The sequence below is a fragment of the Acidovorax facilis genome, from assembly GCF_050626955.1.
Taxonomy (GTDB): domain Bacteria; phylum Pseudomonadota; class Gammaproteobacteria; order Burkholderiales; family Burkholderiaceae_C; genus Acidovorax; species Acidovorax facilis.
Map to the genome: position 1 here is coordinate 463,455 of NZ_CP192460.1, position 18,814 is coordinate 482,268.

Sequence of the window (18,814 nt, forward strand, 5' to 3'; positions counted from 1 at the left end):
CCTTCTTGCCCTTCTTTTCTTGAGACTCTCGCCATGACCGATGACCAGCTCCTGCGGTACTCCCGCCACATCCTGCTCGATGAGATGGGCATCGAGGGGCAGGAGCAGGTGCTGGCGTCCCATGCCCTCATCATCGGTGCGGGTGGCCTGGGCTCGCCTGCCGCGCTGTACCTGGCGTCTGCCGGTGTGGGGCACATCACCCTGGTGGACGACGATGTGGTGGACCTGACCAACCTGCAACGCCAAATCGCACACACCACCGCGCGCGTCGGCCAGCCCAAGGTGGCGTCTGCAGCCAGCGCCATGGCAGCTATCAACCCCGAAGTGCAGGTGACCGTGCTCCAGGCGCGCGCAGATGCCGCTGTGCTCGATACCCTGGTGCAAGACGCCTGCGTGGTGCTCGATTGCAGCGACAACTACGCAACACGCCACGCCGTCAATGCGGCCTGTGTGCGCCATCGCAAGCCCCTTGTTGCGGGGGCCGTCATCCGCTTTGATGCCCAGATCACGGTGGTGGACCCGCGCCAGGCTGCGTCGCCCTGTTACGCCTGTATTTTTCCGCCTGAGGCGGATTTTGAAGAGGTGCGTTGCTCCACCATGGGCGTGTTTGCCCCGCTGGTGGGCGTGGTGGGTGCCCTGCAGGCGGCCGAGGCGCTCAAGCTGCTTGCAGGCATCGGGACGTCACTGGCTGGGCGTTTGTTGATGCTGGATGGACGGTCCATGGAGTGGAGCACGATGAACGTGGCGCGTGCGCCGCACTGCACGGTGTGTGTTGCTCGGTAGGATTACTCCTACAGCGTCCGCGTGCGGCGGCTGGCAGAATCCGCTCAGCTGAGCCACTAAATTTGAGGCTCGACCAGCGTAAATGTGCGTTGGTAGTGAAACGGGACCCTTCTGTGAAACTCCTCACCTATATCGTTGAAGACAACGCCACCATTCGAGAGAACCTGATCGGGACGCTCGAAGAGTTGGCGTCCGTAGAGGCGGTAGGGGTCGCTGAGACCGAGGACGAGGGCAAGAACTGGCTCGCCACCCATGGTGAACAGTGGGATCTGGCGATAGTGGATCTTTTTCTGCGCCAAGGCAGTGGGCTGGGCGTCCTGGCGGCATGCCGCTCGCGCCGCCCTGGCCAGAAGATGGTGGTGCTGAGCAACTACGCGACACCCGATGTGCGCATGCGTTGTGCACAGCTGGGGGTGGATGCGGTCTTCGACAAATCCAACGAAATTGATGCGCTGGTGGACTACTGCATCCAGCACAGCAGCAGTCCTGCGGGAATGGAAGCTGGCCAGTCCCTGTCGTCGCCTGGCCATTCGCTGTGATGCTGCGCCCTGCAGCGCGGTCGTGCGCGGCGGGGTTTTTTGTTTTCTACTCTTCTCGCCAGCGGGCTGAGTCAGGCCCAATGACCCCGGACTGAGGCCACTGCTCCATGTCAGTCAATCAAGCGGTTCTTGAGCGCGTAGTAGGTCAGATCGCTGTTGGACGACAGGCTCATCTTCTCCATCAATCGCGTGCGGTAGGTGCTCACCGTCTTGACGCTGAGCGACAAGGCCTTGGCGATATCGCCTGCCGTCTCTCCCTTGGCCAGCTTGAGGAACACCTGGAACTCGCGTTCCGACAACTGCTCGTGGGGCGGTGCGTCGTCCTTGCGATTGAGTTGCTGGGCCAGCAGTTCGGCCACGGCAGGCGTCAGGTAGCGACGGCCCAGCGCAATGGTGCGTATCGCCTCCACGATTTCAGAGGGTTCGCACTCCTTGTTCAGGTAGCCGCTCGCGCCCTGGCGGATCAGGTTGATCGCATAGTGCTCTTCGGGGTAGCCGCTCAGAATCAGGATGCCCATGTCCGGGGCTTTGGCCCGCAGCATGGCCAGCGCATCCAGCCCGCTCTGTCCGGGCATCGACAGGTCCATGAGCAGGACATCAATTTCCTTGTTGCGCACCAGGTCGATGGCTTCACGGCCGTTGGAGGCCTCACCCTCCACCCGCAGATCCACATGCTCGGACAGGAACTGCCGCAGCCCGGAACGAACTATCGCGTGGTCATCCACAATGCCAATCTTGATCATCGATCTTTCTTTCGCAGGGCGGTGATGCCGCTCCTGATGTTTGTTGGTTGGAAAGCTTCTCCGGCACGTCATCCCTGTTGGCAGGGTGGTGCCCAGTCTTCACACATTATCCAGAATACCGCGTATGAGTCTTAAAGAAAACACCCGCATCTGGCTGCCCAAGGTCCGCAAGATGGCCTTGAGCCTGCCCATGGCGTTGCTGGCGGCGATGGTGCTGGTGGGTATCAACGAAACGGGTCACATGCGCTCACAAGATGCGGTGGAGCAGATGAGCCACGGTCAGAACACGCGCAAGGCCGTCAACCTGTTGCTGCAGAGCATGCTGGACGCAGAAACCGGGCAGCGTGGCTATCTGCTCACCGGCAACGAGACTTATCTGGAGCCTTACGACAAGGCGGTGGCTACCGTGCAGACCAACCTGGACGGCTTGCGCGGGCTGTTCATGGATGCCCCCGAAGACATGCAGGAATTTGCGCTGCTGTCGCGGCAGATATCCCGCAAGCTCGCGGAGATGGAACTGAGCCTGCGTTTGCGCCGGCAGGGCAATGAAGATGCCTGGAAGTTCATCCTGCATACCGATGTGGGCAAGGAGCACATGGAGGCCATCCGCAAGCACGCGCTGGAGTTGATTGCCCGCAGCGACATGCACGTGAAACAAGGCCAGGACCAGATCGAGCAGTCGCTCATGCTGTCGCGCATTGGCATTGCCACGGTGACGGTCATTGGCTTGCTGGCGTTCTACATGTATCTGCGCCAGGCGCAGGCGCTGCAGGTCGTCAACCAGCGCGAACAGGCCCTGCTGGAGCGCGAACGGGACCGCCTGGAAGGCCTTGTAAAGGCCCGTACCGCAACTCTTTCCGAGCTGGCAAACCATCTGCAGCAAGTACGTGAAGATGAGCGTGGGCACCTTGCGCGCGAGCTGCACGATGAGCTGGGTGCACTGCTCACTGCGGCCAAGCTGGATGTTGCGCGGCTCAAGTCCAGGATCGACGCCAACGCCCCCGAGGTGGCAGAGCGGCTCAAGCACCTGACCGAAACGCTCAACAGCGGTATTGCGCTCAAGCGCCGCATCATTGAAGACCTGCGGCCCTCATCGCTCTCCAACCTCGGACTGACGGCCGCGATCGAGATCCTCACGCGCGAATATGCCGAACGCGCAGGTATCGAAGTGGAAACGAGCCTGGAATCCGTGCAGTTGCCTGATGCCTCGCAACTCACGGTGTACCGCATGGTGCAGGAGGCGTTGACCAACATCGGCAAATACGCCAAAGCCAGCAAGGTGCTGGTGTCGGTACACGGTTACCCCACGCATGTGGCAGTTCAGGTGCGCGACGATGGCGAGGGGTTCGATCCCGCCACGGTGCGTCCTACCTCGCACGGGCTGTCGGGAATGCGCCACCGCGTGGAGTCTGCGGGCGGCAGGCTGTCCATCACCTCGCGCCCGGGCAACGGCACCCTGGTCTCTGCCGTGCTCCCGCTGCAGCGCCATGGCGCCGAGGCGTCGTCGCAGCCGCCCTCTCTGGCCGCTTGACCTAGCGGCCTTGGGCCAGGGATAGCGAGCCGCAGCGCGCCGTCCTACAGGCGGCCCGCTGCACCGCCGACAGGCTTGCGCGCCGGGCACCGGCATCTTTGACTCTCCATGCTCCTTACAGTGGATTCCAGGCGCTGAAATTCGTGTGCCAACCCACCCGCCGGCAACCGGCCCCCTCAAGAGGAGAAGGAGAAAGAAATGTTGCACTACGCAGTTGTTTTTCTGGTGATCGCGCTGATCGCAGCCCTGTTCGGCTTTGGCGGTATTGCTGCCGGTGCCGTGGGCATCGCCAAGATTCTGTTCTTCGTGTTCGTCATCATGGCGGTTGTGACCTTTGTACTGGGTCTGCTCAAAAAGGGCTGACGCCCCGGCCGTGAAACCAAGCATTCCGCATCCACCCCTTCAAGGAGTTTCCGCATGAGTATCCAGACCGCTACCGACAAAGTTGCCAACGGCGCACGCCATCTCGCAGATGATGTGCTGCAAAGCGCCCAAGACGCCGTGCAGTCCACCCGCACGGCCGCTAACACCTCGCTGGAAAAAGCAGAAGAAGGCGTACGTGCCCTTCGCAGCCAGACCGACCCCGTCATTGACGACTTGGCAGCGCGTGCCCAGGATCTAGCAGCCCGCAGCATCGGCTATTGCGCAGAAACCAGTGCCCGTGCCCGTCGCCAGATGCAGCATGCAGCAGACGCCACCACCAAGTATGTGGCGGAGCAACCCGGCAAATCGATGGTGATCGCCGCAGCATCGGGTGCCGTACTCGCAACCCTGGTGCTCTGGATGTCGCGCCGCAAGCACGCCTACTGAAGCCTGTCTCTATCCCTACAGTCCGCCGGTCGCGGAGGGTGCAACAGACCGGCAGATTGCAATCTTCCAGCACCCGCGTTCCCAACCATTTTCAAACAAGGACAACACCATGAAATACGCACGTGCACTCGCCTTTGCCGCTGTCGCTGGCATCACCATCATCACGGCCACGGGCTGCTCGGTGGCCCGTGAACAACAGACCGTTGGCGCCTATGTAGATGACGCCGGCATCACCACCGCCGTCAAGGCAAAAATGGCTGAAGACAAATCCGTCTCCGCCACGTCGATCAGCGTGGAAACGCTCAACGGCACGGTGCAGCTCTCGGGCTTTGCCAAGTCGCAGGCTGAAAAGAACCAGGCTGAAGCCATTGCACGCAACACCAAGAATGTGCGTGAAGTGCGCAACAGCATCGTGGTTCGTCCCTGACCGGATTGCCTGAACATTGCGCTGCGGGCTTCCTGCCGGTAGCGCATAGGCACTGACCGCTGAGCAGGCTCCGGGTACCTCCTGGAGCCTGCTTTTTTCATGGGGCGCCAGCAGGCATACCCCTGGGTCTTGCTCGTTTGCCACACCCTACCGGGTATAAGCTCCACACCATGCGGGTATTCAATTGCGACCATTGCGGTCATCTGGTTTTTTTCGACAGCGTGCAGTGTCTGCACTGTGGCAGCGCGCTGGCATTTTTGCCCGATGTGTTGACCATCGCGGCCCTGGCGCCTGCGCCGCAGGATGGCGCCGACCTGTGGCGCCGCCGGGGCGGGCGCGGTGGCTCGGATTACAGCGGTCGCTTGTACCGTATGTGCCGCAACCATACCGAACACCAGGCCTGCAACTTTGCCGTGCCTGCCAACGACTATGCAGAACTGTGTGTCTCGTGCCGCCAGACCCGGGTGTTGCCCGATCTGTCGGAGCCCGCGAACATGGGCCGCTGGATGCAGATCGAGGCCGCCAAGCGGCGCCTGTTTTACAGCCTGGCCCGCTTGGGCCTGGAGCCCGCCCCCGGGCGTACCGGACCCGTTTTTGAATTTTTGGCCGAGGTGCCAGGTGGTCCGCCGGTGTTGACGGGCCACCACAGCGGAACGATTACGCTGAATGTGGCCGAGGCCGATGACGATGAGCGCGCACGCCGCCGCATCGCGCTGGGTGAGCCCTACCGCACGCTGATTGGCCACCTGCGCCATGAGTCCGGCCATTTTTATTGGGACCAGCTGGTGCGCGACGGCGGCCGCCTGGAAGATTTCCGCCAGATGTTTGGCGATGAGCGCCAGGACTACGCCGCCGCGCTGGAGGCTCACTACGCCAAGGGCAACGACCTGGGCGACTGGGCCGACCACCATGTCAGCGCCTATGCCGCTGCCCACCCCTGGGAAGACTGGGCCGAAACATGGGCCCATTACCTGCACATGATCGATCTGCTGGAGACGTCGGCCAGCTACGCGACCGAGGTCACGATCCCGGGCATTTATGGGGCGCAGCGCAGCAGCGCCATCGACCCGTTTGCCAGCCCGGCGCCTGATTTCCAGTCGATGGTGCAGCACCTGGTGCCGCTGACACTGCTGCTCAACAGCCTCACCCGCAGCTTGGGACAGCCAGATGCCTATCCGTTTGCGTTGGCAGGCGAGGTGCTGGCCAAGCTGCGGTTTGTGCATGACGTGGTGCGCGAAGCCGCCCGGCAGCCCGCCCCAGTCGCCCCTCCGGCTCCGCAGCCCGCACCGGCTCCCAAACAAAACGTCAAAAAAAATAGCAAAACAACCAGCAAGGACGTGCGCTAGCGCCATTTTTTCTTGGTTTTTTGCCTGCATCAAAGATGCGACAAGGGTGGCGGCCTGGAACTTGCTAGGTGTCCGCCATGGGGCTATTGAAACCCCTTGAGCAGCCAGTACCGAGCCACACACGACGCCAAGGGAGGGCGCGACCATGCTGAGCCGCACCGCTGACCATCTTTTCTGGATGGCACGCTATACCGAGCGCGCCGAAAATACGGCGCGCATGCTGGATGTGAATTACCAGAGCGCGCTGCTGCCGCAATCGACCGAGGTCGCCAAGCAGGGCTGGCAAGGGTTGCTGTCCATCAGCGAGCTGCTGCCCGCCTACACCACCCAGCATGGCGAAGTGACTCCGGCGAAGGTGCTGGACTTCATGGTCAAAGACCCTTCCAACCCCTCGTCCATTCTGGCCTGCCTGCAGGCCGCACGCGAGAACGCGCGGGCCGTGCGCGGTGCGCTCAACACCGAGGCCTGGGAGATCCAGAACCAGACCTGGCTCGAAGTGAACCGCCTGATCGCCAGCGGTGCACTGGAGCAGGACCCGGCGCGATTCTTCGAATGGGTGAAGTTCCGCTCGCACCTCTCGCGGGGTGTGACGGTGGGCACCATGCTGCAGGACGAGGCGCTGCACTTCATGCGCCTGGGCACCTTTCTGGAGCGGGCCGACAACACGGCGCGGCTGCTGGATGTGAAGTTCCACGCGGTGCAGAGCGACTTCATGGGCGCGGCCACAGCACAGGACCAAGACTACGACTTCTACCACTGGAGCGCCATCCTGCTGAGCGTGTCGGGCTTCGAGACCTACCGCAAGGTGTACCGCGACGTGATCACACCCGAACGAGTGGCCGAGCTGCTGATCCTGCGGGCTGACATGCCCCGCTCACTGCACGCTTGCATGAAAGAGGTGCTGGGCAACCTCGACATGCTGGGCAGCGGCCAGTCGGCCGAGACCCAGCGGCACGCGGGGCGGCTGCTGGCACACCTCAAGTTCGCACGAATCGATGAAATCCTGACCCATGGACTGCATGCCTACCTCACCCAGTTCCTGGAGCGGGTGAACGACCTGGGCGCGCGGATCAGCCGGGACTTTCTGGTGCCTGCGGCGGTGTGAGGGGTGTATCTGGTGCGTCTGGCGCAGCGGCCATAGCGGCCGTGGCGGCGGGCACCGGCTCCACCGTCACGCCCACCTGCAGCACATGGTGGTCGCCGCCGTGGATCACGCCGCGCAGCGGCGACACATCCGAAAAATCGCGGCCGATGGCCAGGGTCACGTAGTCCTCGCCCGCCGCGCGGTCGTTGGTGGGGTCCAGGTCAAACCAGGTGTTGTCGTCTGATGCGCCATCACTTTCGTCGGCTGCCGGTGACCACACCGACACCCAGGCGTGCGATGCATCGGCCCCCACCAGCCGGGGTTGCCCGGGCGGGGGCTCGGTCAGCAGGTAGCCGCTCACATACCGCGCCGCCAGGCCCAGGCTGCGCAGGCAGCCGATCATCACGTGGGCAAAGTCCTGGCACACGCCCCGGCGCAGCCGCAGCGATTCGAGCGCGGGCGTGCCCGCGTCGGTGGCGTTGGATGTGTAGGCAAAGTCGGCATGGATGCGCGACATCAGGTGGCGGGCGGCCTGCATCAGCGGTCGGCCGGGTGCAAAGCTCTCGCGCGCATAGGCCACAAAGTCGGTATGCCGGGGAATGTAGGGCGAGGCAAAGCTGAACTCGGTGGCCGCGTGGTAGGGCTGGCCGCGCCGATAACCCAGGCGCTCGCGCACGACCTCCCAGGGCTCGCCGGGCGGTGCGGCGGGCACGGGCAGGGTCTCCAGCAGGCTTTCGGCGCGCACCCGCAGTTGCTCGTGAGTGAACGGCAGGCTGAAGAACGCGCGGGTGTTGCCAAACACGTCCTGCACCATGTTGCACTGTGTTGGGGCGGGGTCCACCTGCAGGCTGTGGGTCAGCACGCGCTGCACCACGCCGGTGCGCGGACGCAGATGGGCCATGTGCTGGGCGTTTTGCACCGCCGGGCTGTAGTGGTACACCGTTTCGTGGATGACGCGCAGCTTCATGGTCAAGCTCCTACGCTGTGCCGCAACGCATCGATGGAGTGGGTGAAGTAGCGCGTGGCCAGCACATCCGACAAGCCCATCACACCCCGCACACACTGGCTCAGATACTCCTCCAGCGCGGCATGGCGCCCCTCGGCATCCTGTGCGCACAGGGCCACCAGTGACAGGTCGGACGCTTCGGGGATGCCCGTGGCCGCGGACTCTGCGGGCGTACCGGCGGCCGCTTCGATCTTGGCAATGCGCCCGCGCAGCGTCTGCGCGACCCAGGCCAGCGAGCGGGGGTTGTCGCGGTCGATCACCAGCAGGTCCAGCAGGGCGGGCATGTCGCGCCGCTGCTGGTACTGCGCGTGGAAGGTGATGGTGCTGTCAAACAGTGCCACCATGGCCTCAAAGCCGCCTTCATCGTGCACGGCGCCGGTCTGCAGGCCGCTTTCCAGCGCCGAGGCCAGAAAGCCCAGGCGCTCCAGATGGCGCCCGATGGACAGCAGGCGCCAGCCGTCGTCGCGGGTCATGCGGTCGGTCTGCTGGCCCGTCATGGCGGCGGTGTGGCCGCTCAGGCCTTCCAGCTGGCGCAGCGCATCCAGCGGCGAATAGTCGCCGTCGTCTTCGGCCCCTGTGCGGGGCGCAAAAAACTCCGCCTCGGCGCGCACGATGAGGTTCCAGTGTTCCTGCGACAAACGGTCGCGCACGGCCGAGGCCGCACCCAGGATGCCGCGCAGGTTGTAGCCCACGCTGGTCACCTGCGCGGGCTGCGTCAGCCCGGCGATCAGCGAGCGCTCGAACACGCGCCGTGCCTGCCCGGCCGCAGGCACGGTCGGCAGCACCAGCCCCTGGCTCACGCCCATGGCGCTCAGCCAGGTCAGCAGCGGCTGCGAGGTCTGGTCCTCGCCATTGAGGCATTGCAGCGTGATGCGCGCCAGGCGCGTGACGTTCTCAGTGCGTTCGGTGTAGCGGCCCAGCCAGAACAGGTTTTCGGCCGCGCGGCTGGTCACCTGGCGGCTGCGGTGCACCACGGCGGGCGCGGCCTGGTTGTGGGCCAGCAGCGTGGTGGTGTCCACGGGGCCATCGGTCTGCACCCACACATCAGCGCTGCTGCCGCCGCGCTGCATCGACGTGATGCCGCTGTCGCCCTGGGCCAGGCGGGCCAGCCCGCCCGGCAGCACGCGCCACGAGCCTGGGCCGTCGCACACCGCAAACACGCGCAGCATCACCGAGCGGGGGGCGATGGGGCCACCGTCCTGGTCCACACCCTCTGCGGCGTCACTGCGCCAGGTGGGCATTTGCGACAGTGGCAGGTGGGCCTGCACGGTGTATTCGTCGCCCTGGGCTTCGATGCGTGCGGACCACTGCGCCAGGTCTTGCGCCGACAGCGCACCGCCCAGCACGGGCACGCGCTGCGCCATGGGCCAGGTGGGGCGGATCACGCTGTGCGCGAGCTGCGGCAGCACCGCCTGCATGGCCGAGCGCTCGCCACACCACCAGGTGGGCAGCGACGGCAGGGCCAGCTCTTCGCCCAGCAGGTGGCGCGACAGCGCGGGCATGAAGCCCAGCAGCGCCGACGATTCGAGGAACGCCGAGCCCGGCGCATTGGCCACCAGCACGTTGCCCGCGCGGATGGCCTGCAGCAGGCCGGGCACGCCCAGGCGCGAGTCGCTGCGCAGCTCCAGCGGGTCCAGAAACTCGTCGTCCAGGCGCTTCAAGATGCCGTGCACCGGCTGCAGGCCGTGCAGCGTCTTGAGGTACAGCCGTGCATCGCGCACGGTGAGGTCGTTGCCCTCCACCAGCGTCAGGCCCAGGTAGCGCGCCAGGTAGGCGTGCTCGAAGTAGGTCTCGTTGTACGGGCCGGGCGTGAGCAGCACGATGCGCGCATCCGCCCCCGCCGGGCTCATCTGCCGCAGCCCGTCGAGCAGTGCGCGGTAGGTGGCGGCCAGGCGCTGCACATGCATCTGGCTGAACGCCTCGGGGAACAGGCGCGAGATGAGCAGCCGGTTCTCCAGCAAATACCCCAGGCCTGAGGGCGCCTGCGTGCGCTGCGTCACCACCCACCAGTCGCCCTGCGCATCGCGCGCCATGTCGAAGGCCGCGATGTGCAAATGGGTGCCGCCCACGGGCTGCACGCCATGCATGGCGCGCAGGTAGCCCGGGTGGCCCTGCACCAGCGCGCTGGGCAGCAGGCCTTTGCGCAGCAGCTCCTGCGGGCCATACACGTCGGCCATCACGCGGTTGAGCAGGCGTGCGCGTTGCAGCACGCCGCGCTCGATGTGTGCCCAGGCGCCCTGCGAAAGGATCAGCGGGAACAGGTCCACCGACCAGGGCCGTTGCGGGCCGTCGGCGTCGGCATAGACGTTGTAGGTGATGCCGTTGTCGCGCACCTGGCGCTGCAGGCTCTGCATGCGCCGATCCAGGTCCTGGAAGCCCTCGGGCCCCAATTGATCAAAGAATTGGGCCCAGGCGCTAGTGATATATGGCTTATTTGCTATTGATTTGGGAGTGGCTGATGCAGTGGCAGCGCCGGGGGCGTCCGCCACGCTGGCACCCCGCAACTCGTCAAAATGCCCGGACGCCGCAGCAGGCGCCAGTGCAGCCGCCAACTGGGCTGCGCTGTCAGAAGGGTCGGGGGTGGGGAGGCTGTCGTTGGATTGGTTCACTGCGCTCGATTTTCGGGCATTTGGTCGACAACACTCTGCGGGTAACCCGCACCGTCGAAACTGGCGGGGCCGATGCCAGAGACGCCAAGCAAGGGCCGCCCCGCAGCAAGGGCGTCGTCCCCCTGGGGGGAAGGCGCGCAGCGACTCAGGGGGGCTTCTCTACCTCCGCATCTTGCGCCGCAGATCCAGCGTGAACGGAAACTCCCGGCTGCCCGGCAGTTCAATGGTCGCAGGCGGCACCGCCAGCCGGCCCGGCGTGTGGCCCATGCGCGAGAAGCGCGCCAGGCGGCGGCTTTCGGCCTCATACGCGTTGACCGGGAAGGTGTCGTAGTTGCGCCCGCCCGGGTGCGCAACGTGGTACTGGCAGCCGCCGAGCGAGCGGTTCATCCAGGTGTCCACGATGTCGAACGTGAGCGGTGCGTGGGCGCCAATGGTCGGGTGCAGGGCCGAGGGCGGGTTCCATGCCTTGTAGCGCACACCCGCCACAAACTCGCCGGTCGTGCCCGTGCTTTGCAGGGGCAGCGGCTGGCCGTTGACGGTGACCACATGGCGGCTTTCGTTCATGCCCGTCACGCGCACCTCGATGCGCTCCAGCGACGAGTCCACATAGCGCACGGTGCCCCCGGCGGAGCCTTCCTCGCCCATCACATGCCAGGGTTCCAGCGCGTTGCGCAGGGTCAGCTCCACACCCATCGACTTGACGGTGCCGACCATGGGGAAGCGGAACTCGAACTGCGGTGCAAACCAGGCCGCGTCAAACGCGTAGCCTGCGGCGTTCATCTCGGCCACGACGTCGTGCATGTCCTGCTGGATGAACGTGGGCAGCATCCAGCGGTCGTGCAGCTCGGTGCCCCAGCGGGCGGCGGGCGCGCGGTAGGGCGTCTTCCAGAAGCGGGCGATCAGGGCGCGCAGCAGCAGCTGCTGCACCACGCTCATGTGGGCGTGGGGCGGCATCTCGAAAGCGCGCAGCTCCAGCAGGCCCAGGCGGCCGGTGCTGCTGTCGGGCGAGAACATCTTGTCGATGGAAAACTCGCTGCGGTGGGTGTTGCCCGTCACGTCCACCAGGATGTTGCGCAGTGTGCGGTCCACCAGCCAGGGCGGCATGTCCTGGCCGTAGACCGCGCGGTTGGCTTCGATCTCGCGCAGTGCGATCTCCAGCTCATACAGCTGGTCGTTGCGGGCCTCGTCCACGCGCGGCGACTGGCTGGTGGGGCCGATGAACAGGCCGCTGAACAGATAGCTCAGGCTGGGGTGGTTGTGCCAGTACAGCAGCAGGCTGGCCAGCAGCTCGGGCTTGCGCAAGAACGGCGAGTCAGCCGGTGTGGCGCCGCCCATCACAAAGTGGTTGCCGCCACCGGTGCCGGTGTGGCGGCCATCGGTCATGAACTTCTCGGCCGACAGGCGCGTCTCCCATGCGGCCTGGTACAGAAACTCGGTGTGCTGCACCAGCTCCTTCCAATGGCTGGCGGGGTGGATGTTCACTTCGATCACGCCCGGGTCGGGCGTGACTGCCAGCACCTTCAGGCGCGCATCGCGCGGGGGCGGGTAGCCTTCCAGCACGATCTTCACACCCAGCTCTTCGGCCGTGGCTTCGATGGCGGCCAGCAGGTCCAGGTAATCATGGAGGCGCGCCAGCGGCGGCATGAAGACATAGAGCACGCCGTATTTCTCGCCCACCTTCTCGGCCTTGGGGCCGCTGGCGCGGCGTGGGTCGCGCACCTCCACGCACAGGGCCGTGCGCGACAGGCCTGCGGCCGACTGGAACTTGCCCGGGGGCTGCGTAGCTGCATGCGGGTCGGGTTGCCCGGTTTGGCGCGCGTGGTCGCCGCCTGCGGTGCCTTGCGCCATGCGGCGTGCCTCGCCAGGGGCGGTGGCGCCTGCCAGGTAGGGCAGATCACGGTCGCCGGTGACGGGGCCGGATGGCACGGAATACCGCGCCCGCAGCGTGGTGGCAGCGGCCAGCGGGCCCTGGGGTGCGGTCGGGTCTTGCGGAATCAGGTGCTCGGTGTCTGATGCCTTCACCCAGGGCAGGGCGTCCAGCGGCAGGCGGTAGCCCATGGGCGAATCGCCGGGGATGAGCAGCATGCGGTCGTCGCGGAAGAACCATGGCCCCGTGCTCCACACGCTGCCTGCCAGCGTGCCCGCGCCTTCGCCTGCCTGCAGCGGCAGCACATAGCCCACCACGCTGTCGAGTTTTTGCTCGAACACGCGGCGCAGCCGTGCGCGCTCCAGCTCGTCGTCCAGGCGCGCATCGAACGGGTCCACGTTGACCGGCAGGCGGCGCTCGCGCCACAGGTAGTAGAAGGTGTCTTCATAACCGGGCTGGATGAATCGGTCCGTCACGCCCAGCTTGCGCGTGAGGTGGCGCACAAAACGCTCGGCGTCGGCACTGGTGTAGTGGGATGGGTCACGCTCGTCGGCAAACAGCGCGGGGTTCTGCCACGCGAGCTGGCCGTCGGCGCGCCAGCAGATCGACAGTGCCCAGCGCGGCAGCTGCTCGCCCGGGTACCACTTGCCCTGGCCAAAGTGCAGGAAGCCGCCCTGTCCATATTCGGCACGCAGCTTGTGCGTGAGTTCGGTGGCAAAGCCGCGTTTGGTGGGGCCCAGGGCATCGGTGTTCCACTCGGGCGCGTCGCGGTCGCCCACGGCCACAAAGGTGGGCTCGCCACCCATCGTCAGGCGCACGTCGCCCGCCACCAGGTCGGCGTCCACCTGCTCGCCCAGCGCCAGCACGGCCTGCCACTGGTCTTCGGTGTAGGGCTTGGTCACGCGGGGCGATTCGTAGATGCGCGTCACGCGCATCTCGTGGCTGAACTCCACCTCGGCCTTGTCCACGCCGCCTTCAATCGGCGCGGCGCCCGAGGGCTGGGGTGTGCAAGCGAGCGGGATGTGGCCCTCGCCCGCCATCAGGCCGCTGGTGGCATCCAGGCCAATCCAGCCTGCGCCGGGCAGGTAGACCTCGCACCAGGCGTGCAGGTCGGTGAAGTCGTGGTCGGTGCCGCTGGGGCCATCGAGCGCCTTCACATCGGGGGTGAGCTGGATCAGGTAGCCCGACACAAACCGTGCCGCCAGCCCCAGGTGGCGCAGCAGTTGCACCAGCAGCCAGCCCGAGTCGCGGCACGAGCCGCTGGCCTTTTGCAGCGTCTCCTCGGGCGTCTGCACGCCGGGTTCCATGCGGATCAGGTAGCGGATGTCTTGCGAGACCTGCTGGTTGAGCTTGACCAGGAAATCGATGGTGCGCTGCTTGCTGCGGTCCACCTTGTCCAGATAGGCCTGCACCAGCGGTGTCATCGGGTCGGTGGCCAGGTACGGTGCCAGCTCCTGCTGCACATCGCTGCTGTAGTTGAACGGGATGTTCTCGGCCTCGGGCTCCAGGAAGAAGTCGAAGGGGTTGTACACCGCCATTTCCACCACCAGGTCCACCGTGACCTTGAACTCGCGCGTCTTTTCGGGGAAGACCAGCCGCGCCTGGTAGTTGGCAAACGGGTCCTGCTGCCAGTTGAGGAAGTGCTGCGCGGGCTCGACCTTGAGCGAGTACGAAATCACATTGCTGCGGCAGTGGGGCGCGGGCCGCAATCGGATAGTCTGTGGCCCGAGGCCTACCAGCCGGTCGTATTGGTAATGCGTGACGTGGTGGAGCGCGGCGTGGATAGGCATATGCAGGCCATGCTAGCAAGTCCCGAGCCATCGCGGGCAACTATTCCGGGGGCGGTGACAAGCGGTCATCGGCTGTTCACAATGTGCGGTCCGTGCCCCGCTGCCGGGGCTGTCTCTCTTTAGCTGATCGCGCACCAACTTGGTGATGCCTTTTTTCACCCATGTCCCACTCCCCCCAACTTGTGCTCCTGCCCGGCCTGGCTGCCGATGAACGCATGTGGCGCGGCGTGCTGCCGCTGCTGCCCGCCGCGCTGCGCCCCGCTGTCGCCACGGCCCACCAGGATGTGAACCTGCACCGCATCGAAGACTTTGCCGCACGCCTGCTGGCGCAGCACGCAGGGCCGCTGGTGCTGGCGGGTGCGTCGATGGGCGGCATGATCGCCACGGAGGCCGCGCGCCAGGCGCCGCAGCGTGTGGCCGGGCTCGCGCTGCTGGGCACCACCGCGCGGCCCGAGACGCCGGATATGCGGGCGCTGCGCGAAGCCGCTATCGAACTCTTTGAACAAGGCCGCCTGCGCGAAGTGATCGAGCCCAACGTGGCCTTTGCCTTTCATCCTGACAACGCCACGCGGCCTGAGCTGGTGCAGGCCTATCTCGACTTTGTGCTGGACGCAGGCGCCTCCCACCTGGTTCGCCAGAACCGCGCCGTCATCCATCGGCCCGATGCCCGCCAGCACCTGCCCGGCGTGGCCTGCCCGGTGCTGGTGGTATGCGGCGAGGCTGACCAGCTCACGCCGCCCGAATGTTCGGCGGAGATTGCGGCGCTGGTGCCCGGTGCTGAGCACCACCTCTTGCCGGACAGCGGCCACATGCTGACCATGGAGCAACCTGAAACGGTGACACGGCTGCTGGTGCAGTGGTTGGCGCGCAGCGGATGGATCTGACCTGAGCTTCCTTCCTCTCGCCTTGTGGACGAGGGCGCAGTGGTGGGCGGGATGGACTTAGAGCGGCTCAAAAAACTCAGCGAAGCGGCCATCCCTAGGCGTTCGGCCTCAGGCAGTACAAGGAGTACGGCAAGGTGGGACAACGACGCCAGGGAAGTTTGTGAGGCGCTCTCAGGCAGTTTGTCGCGCTGGCTTTGTCTCGGGCGCCAATTGTGTTGCCGCATACCAGCTGCGCAGCTTGCCGGGGTTGAGCAGGCCCTGCGGGTCGAAGCGGCGCTTCATGCCCACCACGGCCGGGTCCAGGTTGTTCTGCTTGCCGTCTTCCACGATGTACACATGTGGGTTGTTGATCTGCACGCCGTGGTCGCGGTAGATCTGCATGATCTGGTTCAGGCGCTCTTCGGTGGTGTAGCGGATGATCTGCAGGCCGCTGCAGTTGAAGGCGCCTTCCTTTGTGCGCAAGAATTCCAGATGCATCATCACCTCGCCTTTCAGCGCGGCCTCGAGCGCCTTCACCTGCTTGAGGCGGTGCATGGGATTGAAGCCGCTCTGGATATAGGTCAGGCCCTTGTCCACCTTGAGGGCGTGCAGGGTGGTGTGGTTCCAGGTGTATTCGAGCAGCGTCTTGTGGCTGCTGGCCACTTCGTCGGCCGTCTTGCGGTAGGTAATCTGGCCGCCGTGCTGCGCCACCATGTCGCGCATGCCGGCCTCGGAGTGCGGGGCCACCAGCAGCAGCACCGCGTGCTGGTCGGCAGGCAGGTGCTCTGCAAGACTGGTGAAGTACTGCGGGATGGGCGCGGCCAGAAAACACACCTCTTTTTTCTCCAGCCCGGGGGCGCTGCCAAAGCGGTCGGCAAAGTCCAGCGCGGCGTCAAACTGCTCGAAGGTGGCGATGCATTCGGTCCACTCCACGGCGGGGGTCAGGGCCACTTCCAGCTCCAGCACGATGCCGTTCGTGCCGTAGGTGTGGTGCAGCAGCATGGCCTCGGGGCCGCGCAGTTCGGTGACCTGGGGCTCGGGCTCCACCGTCATCGCACGTACGGCCAGCACGTTGCCGGGCGCGGCCAGCGGGCCGTGGTTGATGGAGCCTGCGCCCCCAAAGCCGCCGCCAAACAGCCCGCCCAGCGTGGCGCTGCGGTAGGTGCTGGGCAGCCAGCGCAGCTCTTGCCCGTGCGGCTTGGCCTGTGCGTCAAAGTCTGCCAGCCGGATGCCCGACTGCGCGCGGCCCACACCGCCGCGCACCCAGCCAAAGGCGTTGTAGCCCGACAGGTCCAGGATCACGCCGCCGTGCAGTGGCGTGCTCTGGCCATAGTTGCCGGTGCCGCTGCCGCGCACGGTGAGGGGGATGCCCGCGCTGGCGCAGGCGGCCACCACCTGCCGGATTTCTGCTTCGGTGCGCGGGCGCACGGCGATGTCGCCGCGCTTGCCCGCCAGGTCGCGTTTGAGCACGGGGCTGAACCAGGCAAAGTCCTGCGAGAGGCGGCCCACGCGCAGCGGGTCGGCGATCCAGTCGAGGTCGGGCAGCAGGTCGGGCAGTTGATGGGCGGTGGTGGCGTTGGTCATGTCGGTATCTCCTTGGCCGCTGGTGGCCGTTTTGGGCAAAAGGAAGCCCGTGCCGCGCGCCAGTGGCTGCGCGCGGTGTGTTGGCGATGGGGTTGAAAGGGCTAGTCGTGCGACGTTTCGCTGGCGTGCCAGCCGCCCAGGGCGACACGCGTCAGCCACGCCATCAGTACGAACAATGCGACCCCGGTGAGCGAGATCAGCAGCAGCGCAGCAAACATGCGCGGGATGTTGAGCTGGAAGCCCGCCTGCAAAATCTGGTACGCAAGCCCCGCACCCTGGCCCCCGGTGCCCGCTACAAATTCGGCCACCACGGCGCCGATGAGCGCCAGGCCGCTGGAAATGCGCAGCCCGCCAAAGAAGTAGGGCAGCGCGCTCGGGATGCGCAGGCGCAGCAGCGTCTGCAGCCGCGTGGCGCGGTTGAGCTGGAAGTAGCTTTGCAGGTCAGGTTCCACACTGCGCAAACCCAGCGTGGTGTTGCTGATGATGGGGAACAGGGCGACCAGTGCGGCGCAGATCACCATCGAGGCCGTCGGGTCCTTCACCCAGATGATGATGAGCGGTGCCACGGCCACGATGGGAGTGACCTGCAGCAGCACGGCGTAGGGAAAGAGCGCGGTCTCGATGCGTTTGCTCTGAACGAACAGGAACGAGATCAGCACGCCTGCCACCGTGGCCACCACAAAGGCCAGCACCGTGATCTTGACGGTGACCCACAGCGAGCCGCCCAGGGCGGCCCAGTCGGTGAACAGCGTCTTCATCATCAGGATGGGTGAGGGCACCAGGTAGGGTGGTAGCTCCATGGCCGTGACCAGCCCCTGCCACAGCGCGATCAGCACCAAGCCCACCAGCACGGGGTACACCACGCGCTGCACGCGTGGCTGGGCCATGAGCGGCGGGCGTTTGGGGGTGGCCTTGGCGGCAGGTTTGGCAGCGACTGGTGCAGGCGCTGAGCGCGGGGCGGCCGCGGGGTGGGCGGTGACCACGGGCGACGTCATGGGTGCGGAAGGGAAAGGGGTGCTCATGCCACGGTCTCCTCGGTGTCCACGCTGGCGCGCAGCAGGCTGTCCTGCAGCAGCTTGGCGTAGCGGCTGAATTCGGGCGACACCATGAAGTCGGCCGTGCGGGGGTAGGGCGCGTCGATGCGGAACTCTTCGACCACGCGGCCCGGGCGCGCGGCCATCATGACCACACGGCTGGAAAGGAACACCGCCTCGTGGATCGAGTGCGTCACAAAGATCACGGTGAGCTTCTTCTTGCGCCACAGATCCAGCAGGTCGGCGTCGAGCTTGTGGCGCGTGATTTCGTCGAGTGCGCCAAAGGGCTCGTCCATCAGCAGCAGGTCGGGCTGGGTGACCAGGCCGCGCGCAATCGACACGCGCATCTGCATGCCGCCCGACAGCGCACGGGGCAGGGCGTTGGCAAACTTTGACAAGCCCACCAGCGCCAGTGCCTCGGTCACGCGCGCATCGGCCTCGGCACGCGGCACGCCCGCCAGGTCCAGTGGCAGGCGCACATTGGTCTGCACACTGGCCCAGGGCATGAGCGTGGGCGACTGGAAGACAAACGCCATCTTCTTGCCGCTCTCGTCCAGCTGCGCCACGGGCTTGCGCCACAGGTGCAGGCGGCCGTCGGTGGGCTCCAGCAGGCCCGCCACCATTTTCAGCAACGTGCTCTTGCCGCAGCCCGAGGGGCCGAGCAGGGTGACGAATTCGCCTTCCTCAATGGTCAGGTCTACCGGCAGCAGGGCCTGGGTGCCGTTGGGGTAGGTTTTTTCGGCGGAGAGCACCTCCACGGCGGGTGTGGAATAGGTGGCTGGCATCGGGGTGTGCACC

Annotated in this window: 16 protein-coding genes; 9 read left to right on the top strand and 7 right to left on the bottom strand. The window is 65.8% G+C overall.

Going from position 1 to position 18,814, the window contains the following annotated elements; translation table 11 throughout:
• The first annotated feature begins 33 nt into the window (after positions 1-33).
• Together ACQ4MJ_RS02115 and ACQ4MJ_RS02120 are read left to right on the top strand one after the other, a co-directional pair.
• Entirely contained in the window at positions 34-783 is a 750-nt protein-coding gene (locus tag ACQ4MJ_RS02115; protein WP_055395491.1) for a HesA/MoeB/ThiF family protein, read from the top strand.
• 113 nt (positions 784-896) lie between these two features.
• Entirely contained in the window at positions 897-1,322 is a 426-nt protein-coding gene (locus tag ACQ4MJ_RS02120; protein WP_431150369.1) for a response regulator, read from the top strand.
• 110 nt (positions 1,323-1,432) lie between these two features.
• Here ACQ4MJ_RS02120 and ACQ4MJ_RS02125 read toward each other — a convergent pair whose 3' ends face one another.
• Complete coding sequence (locus ACQ4MJ_RS02125; protein WP_010463169.1) at positions 1,433-2,065, bottom strand: response regulator; 633 nt, start codon at positions 2,063-2,065, stop codon at positions 1,433-1,435.
• Between the two features lie 124 nt (positions 2,066-2,189).
• On the opposite strand from ACQ4MJ_RS02125, the gene ACQ4MJ_RS02130 reads away from it, so the two are divergent.
• From ACQ4MJ_RS02130 to ACQ4MJ_RS02155, 6 genes are all read left to right on the top strand, one after another.
• Positions 2,190-3,596, top strand: a complete 1,407-nt coding sequence (locus tag ACQ4MJ_RS02130; protein ID WP_121420923.1) for a sensor histidine kinase — start codon at positions 2,190-2,192, stop codon at positions 3,594-3,596.
• A gap of 198 nt (positions 3,597-3,794) precedes the next feature.
• Positions 3,795-3,959, top strand: coding sequence for a DUF1328 domain-containing protein (locus ACQ4MJ_RS02135; protein WP_010463174.1), 165 nt, complete (start codon positions 3,795-3,797; stop codon positions 3,957-3,959).
• A 54-nt stretch (positions 3,960-4,013) separates the two neighbouring features.
• Positions 4,014-4,406 (top strand): hypothetical protein, encoded by a 393-nt coding sequence (locus tag ACQ4MJ_RS02140; protein WP_055395485.1) that lies wholly within the window; start codon positions 4,014-4,016, stop codon positions 4,404-4,406.
• A gap of 109 nt (positions 4,407-4,515) precedes the next feature.
• The gene (locus tag ACQ4MJ_RS02145; protein WP_055395483.1) at positions 4,516-4,833 is read left to right on the top strand and encodes a BON domain-containing protein; all 318 of its coding nucleotides are present in this window, start codon (positions 4,516-4,518) and stop codon (positions 4,831-4,833) included.
• A 170-nt stretch (positions 4,834-5,003) separates the two neighbouring features.
• Positions 5,004-6,179, top strand: a complete 1,176-nt coding sequence (locus tag ACQ4MJ_RS02150) for a zinc-binding metallopeptidase family protein (RefSeq protein ID WP_431150366.1) — start codon at positions 5,004-5,006, stop codon at positions 6,177-6,179.
• A gap of 145 nt (positions 6,180-6,324) precedes the next feature.
• Positions 6,325-7,284 carry an alpha-E domain-containing protein gene (locus ACQ4MJ_RS02155; RefSeq protein WP_431150365.1) on the top strand — a complete coding sequence of 320 codons (960 nt, stop codon included), beginning with the start codon at positions 6,325-6,327 and terminating at the stop codon, positions 7,282-7,284.
• Here the strand turns inward: ACQ4MJ_RS02155 and ACQ4MJ_RS02160 are convergent.
• The 3 genes from ACQ4MJ_RS02160 to ACQ4MJ_RS02170 all read right to left on the bottom strand — a co-directional run bounded on the left by ACQ4MJ_RS02160 (position 7,250) and on the right by ACQ4MJ_RS02170 (position 14,535).
• Positions 7,250-8,230, bottom strand: coding sequence for a transglutaminase family protein (locus ACQ4MJ_RS02160; RefSeq protein ID WP_431150363.1), 981 nt, complete (start codon positions 8,228-8,230; stop codon positions 7,250-7,252). The genes ACQ4MJ_RS02155 and ACQ4MJ_RS02160 overlap by 35 nt on opposite strands.
• Positions 8,231-8,232: 2 nt before the next feature.
• A complete protein-coding gene (locus ACQ4MJ_RS02165) occupies positions 8,233-10,878 on the bottom strand; it encodes a circularly permuted type 2 ATP-grasp protein (RefSeq protein ID WP_431150362.1) in 2,646 nt (881 codons plus the stop codon).
• Between the two features lie 159 nt (positions 10,879-11,037).
• Positions 11,038-14,535: a DUF2126 domain-containing protein gene (locus tag ACQ4MJ_RS02170; protein WP_431150360.1), complete on the bottom strand. Its 3,498-nt coding sequence runs from the start codon at positions 14,533-14,535 to the stop codon at positions 11,038-11,040.
• A gap of 161 nt (positions 14,536-14,696) precedes the next feature.
• Here ACQ4MJ_RS02170 and ACQ4MJ_RS02175 point away from each other — a divergent pair, with 161 nt between their 5' ends.
• Positions 14,697-15,419, top strand: a complete 723-nt coding sequence (locus tag ACQ4MJ_RS02175) for an alpha/beta fold hydrolase (RefSeq protein ID WP_431150359.1) — start codon at positions 14,697-14,699, stop codon at positions 15,417-15,419.
• Between the two features lie 171 nt (positions 15,420-15,590).
• Here the strand turns inward: ACQ4MJ_RS02175 and ACQ4MJ_RS02180 are convergent, their stop codons facing one another.
• From ACQ4MJ_RS02180 to ACQ4MJ_RS02190, 3 genes are all read right to left on the bottom strand, one after another.
• On the bottom strand, positions 15,591-16,982 hold the full coding sequence (locus ACQ4MJ_RS02180) for an FAD-binding oxidoreductase (RefSeq protein ID WP_431150358.1): 1,392 nt from the start codon (positions 16,980-16,982) through the stop codon (positions 15,591-15,593).
• Positions 16,983-17,083: 101 nt separating this feature from the next.
• Positions 17,084-18,004, bottom strand: a complete 921-nt coding sequence (locus ACQ4MJ_RS02185; protein ID WP_431150356.1) for an ABC transporter permease — start codon at positions 18,002-18,004, stop codon at positions 17,084-17,086.
• On the bottom strand, positions 18,001-18,801 hold the full coding sequence (locus tag ACQ4MJ_RS02190; protein WP_431153125.1) for an ABC transporter ATP-binding protein: 801 nt from the start codon (positions 18,799-18,801) through the stop codon (positions 18,001-18,003). The genes ACQ4MJ_RS02185 and ACQ4MJ_RS02190 overlap by 4 nt, the downstream gene beginning before the upstream one ends.
• Positions 18,802-18,814: the final 13 nt, after the last annotated feature.

Coding starts and splice junctions, on each gene's coding strand:
- ACQ4MJ_RS02170 (WP_431150360.1), bottom strand. CDS start 14,535: ATGCCTATCCACGCCGCGCTCCACCACGTCACGCATTACCAATACGAC.
- ACQ4MJ_RS02145 (WP_055395483.1), top strand. CDS start 4,516: ATGAAATACGCACGTGCACTCGCCTTTGCCGCTGTCGCTGGCATCACC.
- ACQ4MJ_RS02190 (WP_431153125.1), bottom strand. CDS start 18,801: ATGCCAGCCACCTATTCCACACCCGCCGTGGAGGTGCTCTCCGCCGAA.
- ACQ4MJ_RS02130 (WP_121420923.1), top strand. CDS start 2,190: ATGAGTCTTAAAGAAAACACCCGCATCTGGCTGCCCAAGGTCCGCAAG.
- ACQ4MJ_RS02125 (WP_010463169.1), bottom strand. CDS start 2,065: ATGATCAAGATTGGCATTGTGGATGACCACGCGATAGTTCGTTCCGGG.
- ACQ4MJ_RS02115 (WP_055395491.1), top strand. CDS start 34: ATGACCGATGACCAGCTCCTGCGGTACTCCCGCCACATCCTGCTCGAT.
- ACQ4MJ_RS02155 (WP_431150365.1), top strand. CDS start 6,325: ATGCTGAGCCGCACCGCTGACCATCTTTTCTGGATGGCACGCTATACC.
- ACQ4MJ_RS02175 (WP_431150359.1), top strand. CDS start 14,697: ATGTCCCACTCCCCCCAACTTGTGCTCCTGCCCGGCCTGGCTGCCGAT.
- ACQ4MJ_RS02180 (WP_431150358.1), bottom strand. CDS start 16,982: ATGACCAACGCCACCACCGCCCATCAACTGCCCGACCTGCTGCCCGAC.
- ACQ4MJ_RS02135 (WP_010463174.1), top strand. CDS start 3,795: ATGTTGCACTACGCAGTTGTTTTTCTGGTGATCGCGCTGATCGCAGCC.
- ACQ4MJ_RS02140 (WP_055395485.1), top strand. CDS start 4,014: ATGAGTATCCAGACCGCTACCGACAAAGTTGCCAACGGCGCACGCCAT.
- ACQ4MJ_RS02150 (WP_431150366.1), top strand. CDS start 5,004: ATGCGGGTATTCAATTGCGACCATTGCGGTCATCTGGTTTTTTTCGAC.
- ACQ4MJ_RS02185 (WP_431150356.1), bottom strand. CDS start 18,004: ATGAGCACCCCTTTCCCTTCCGCACCCATGACGTCGCCCGTGGTCACC.
- ACQ4MJ_RS02160 (WP_431150363.1), bottom strand. CDS start 8,230: ATGAAGCTGCGCGTCATCCACGAAACGGTGTACCACTACAGCCCGGCG.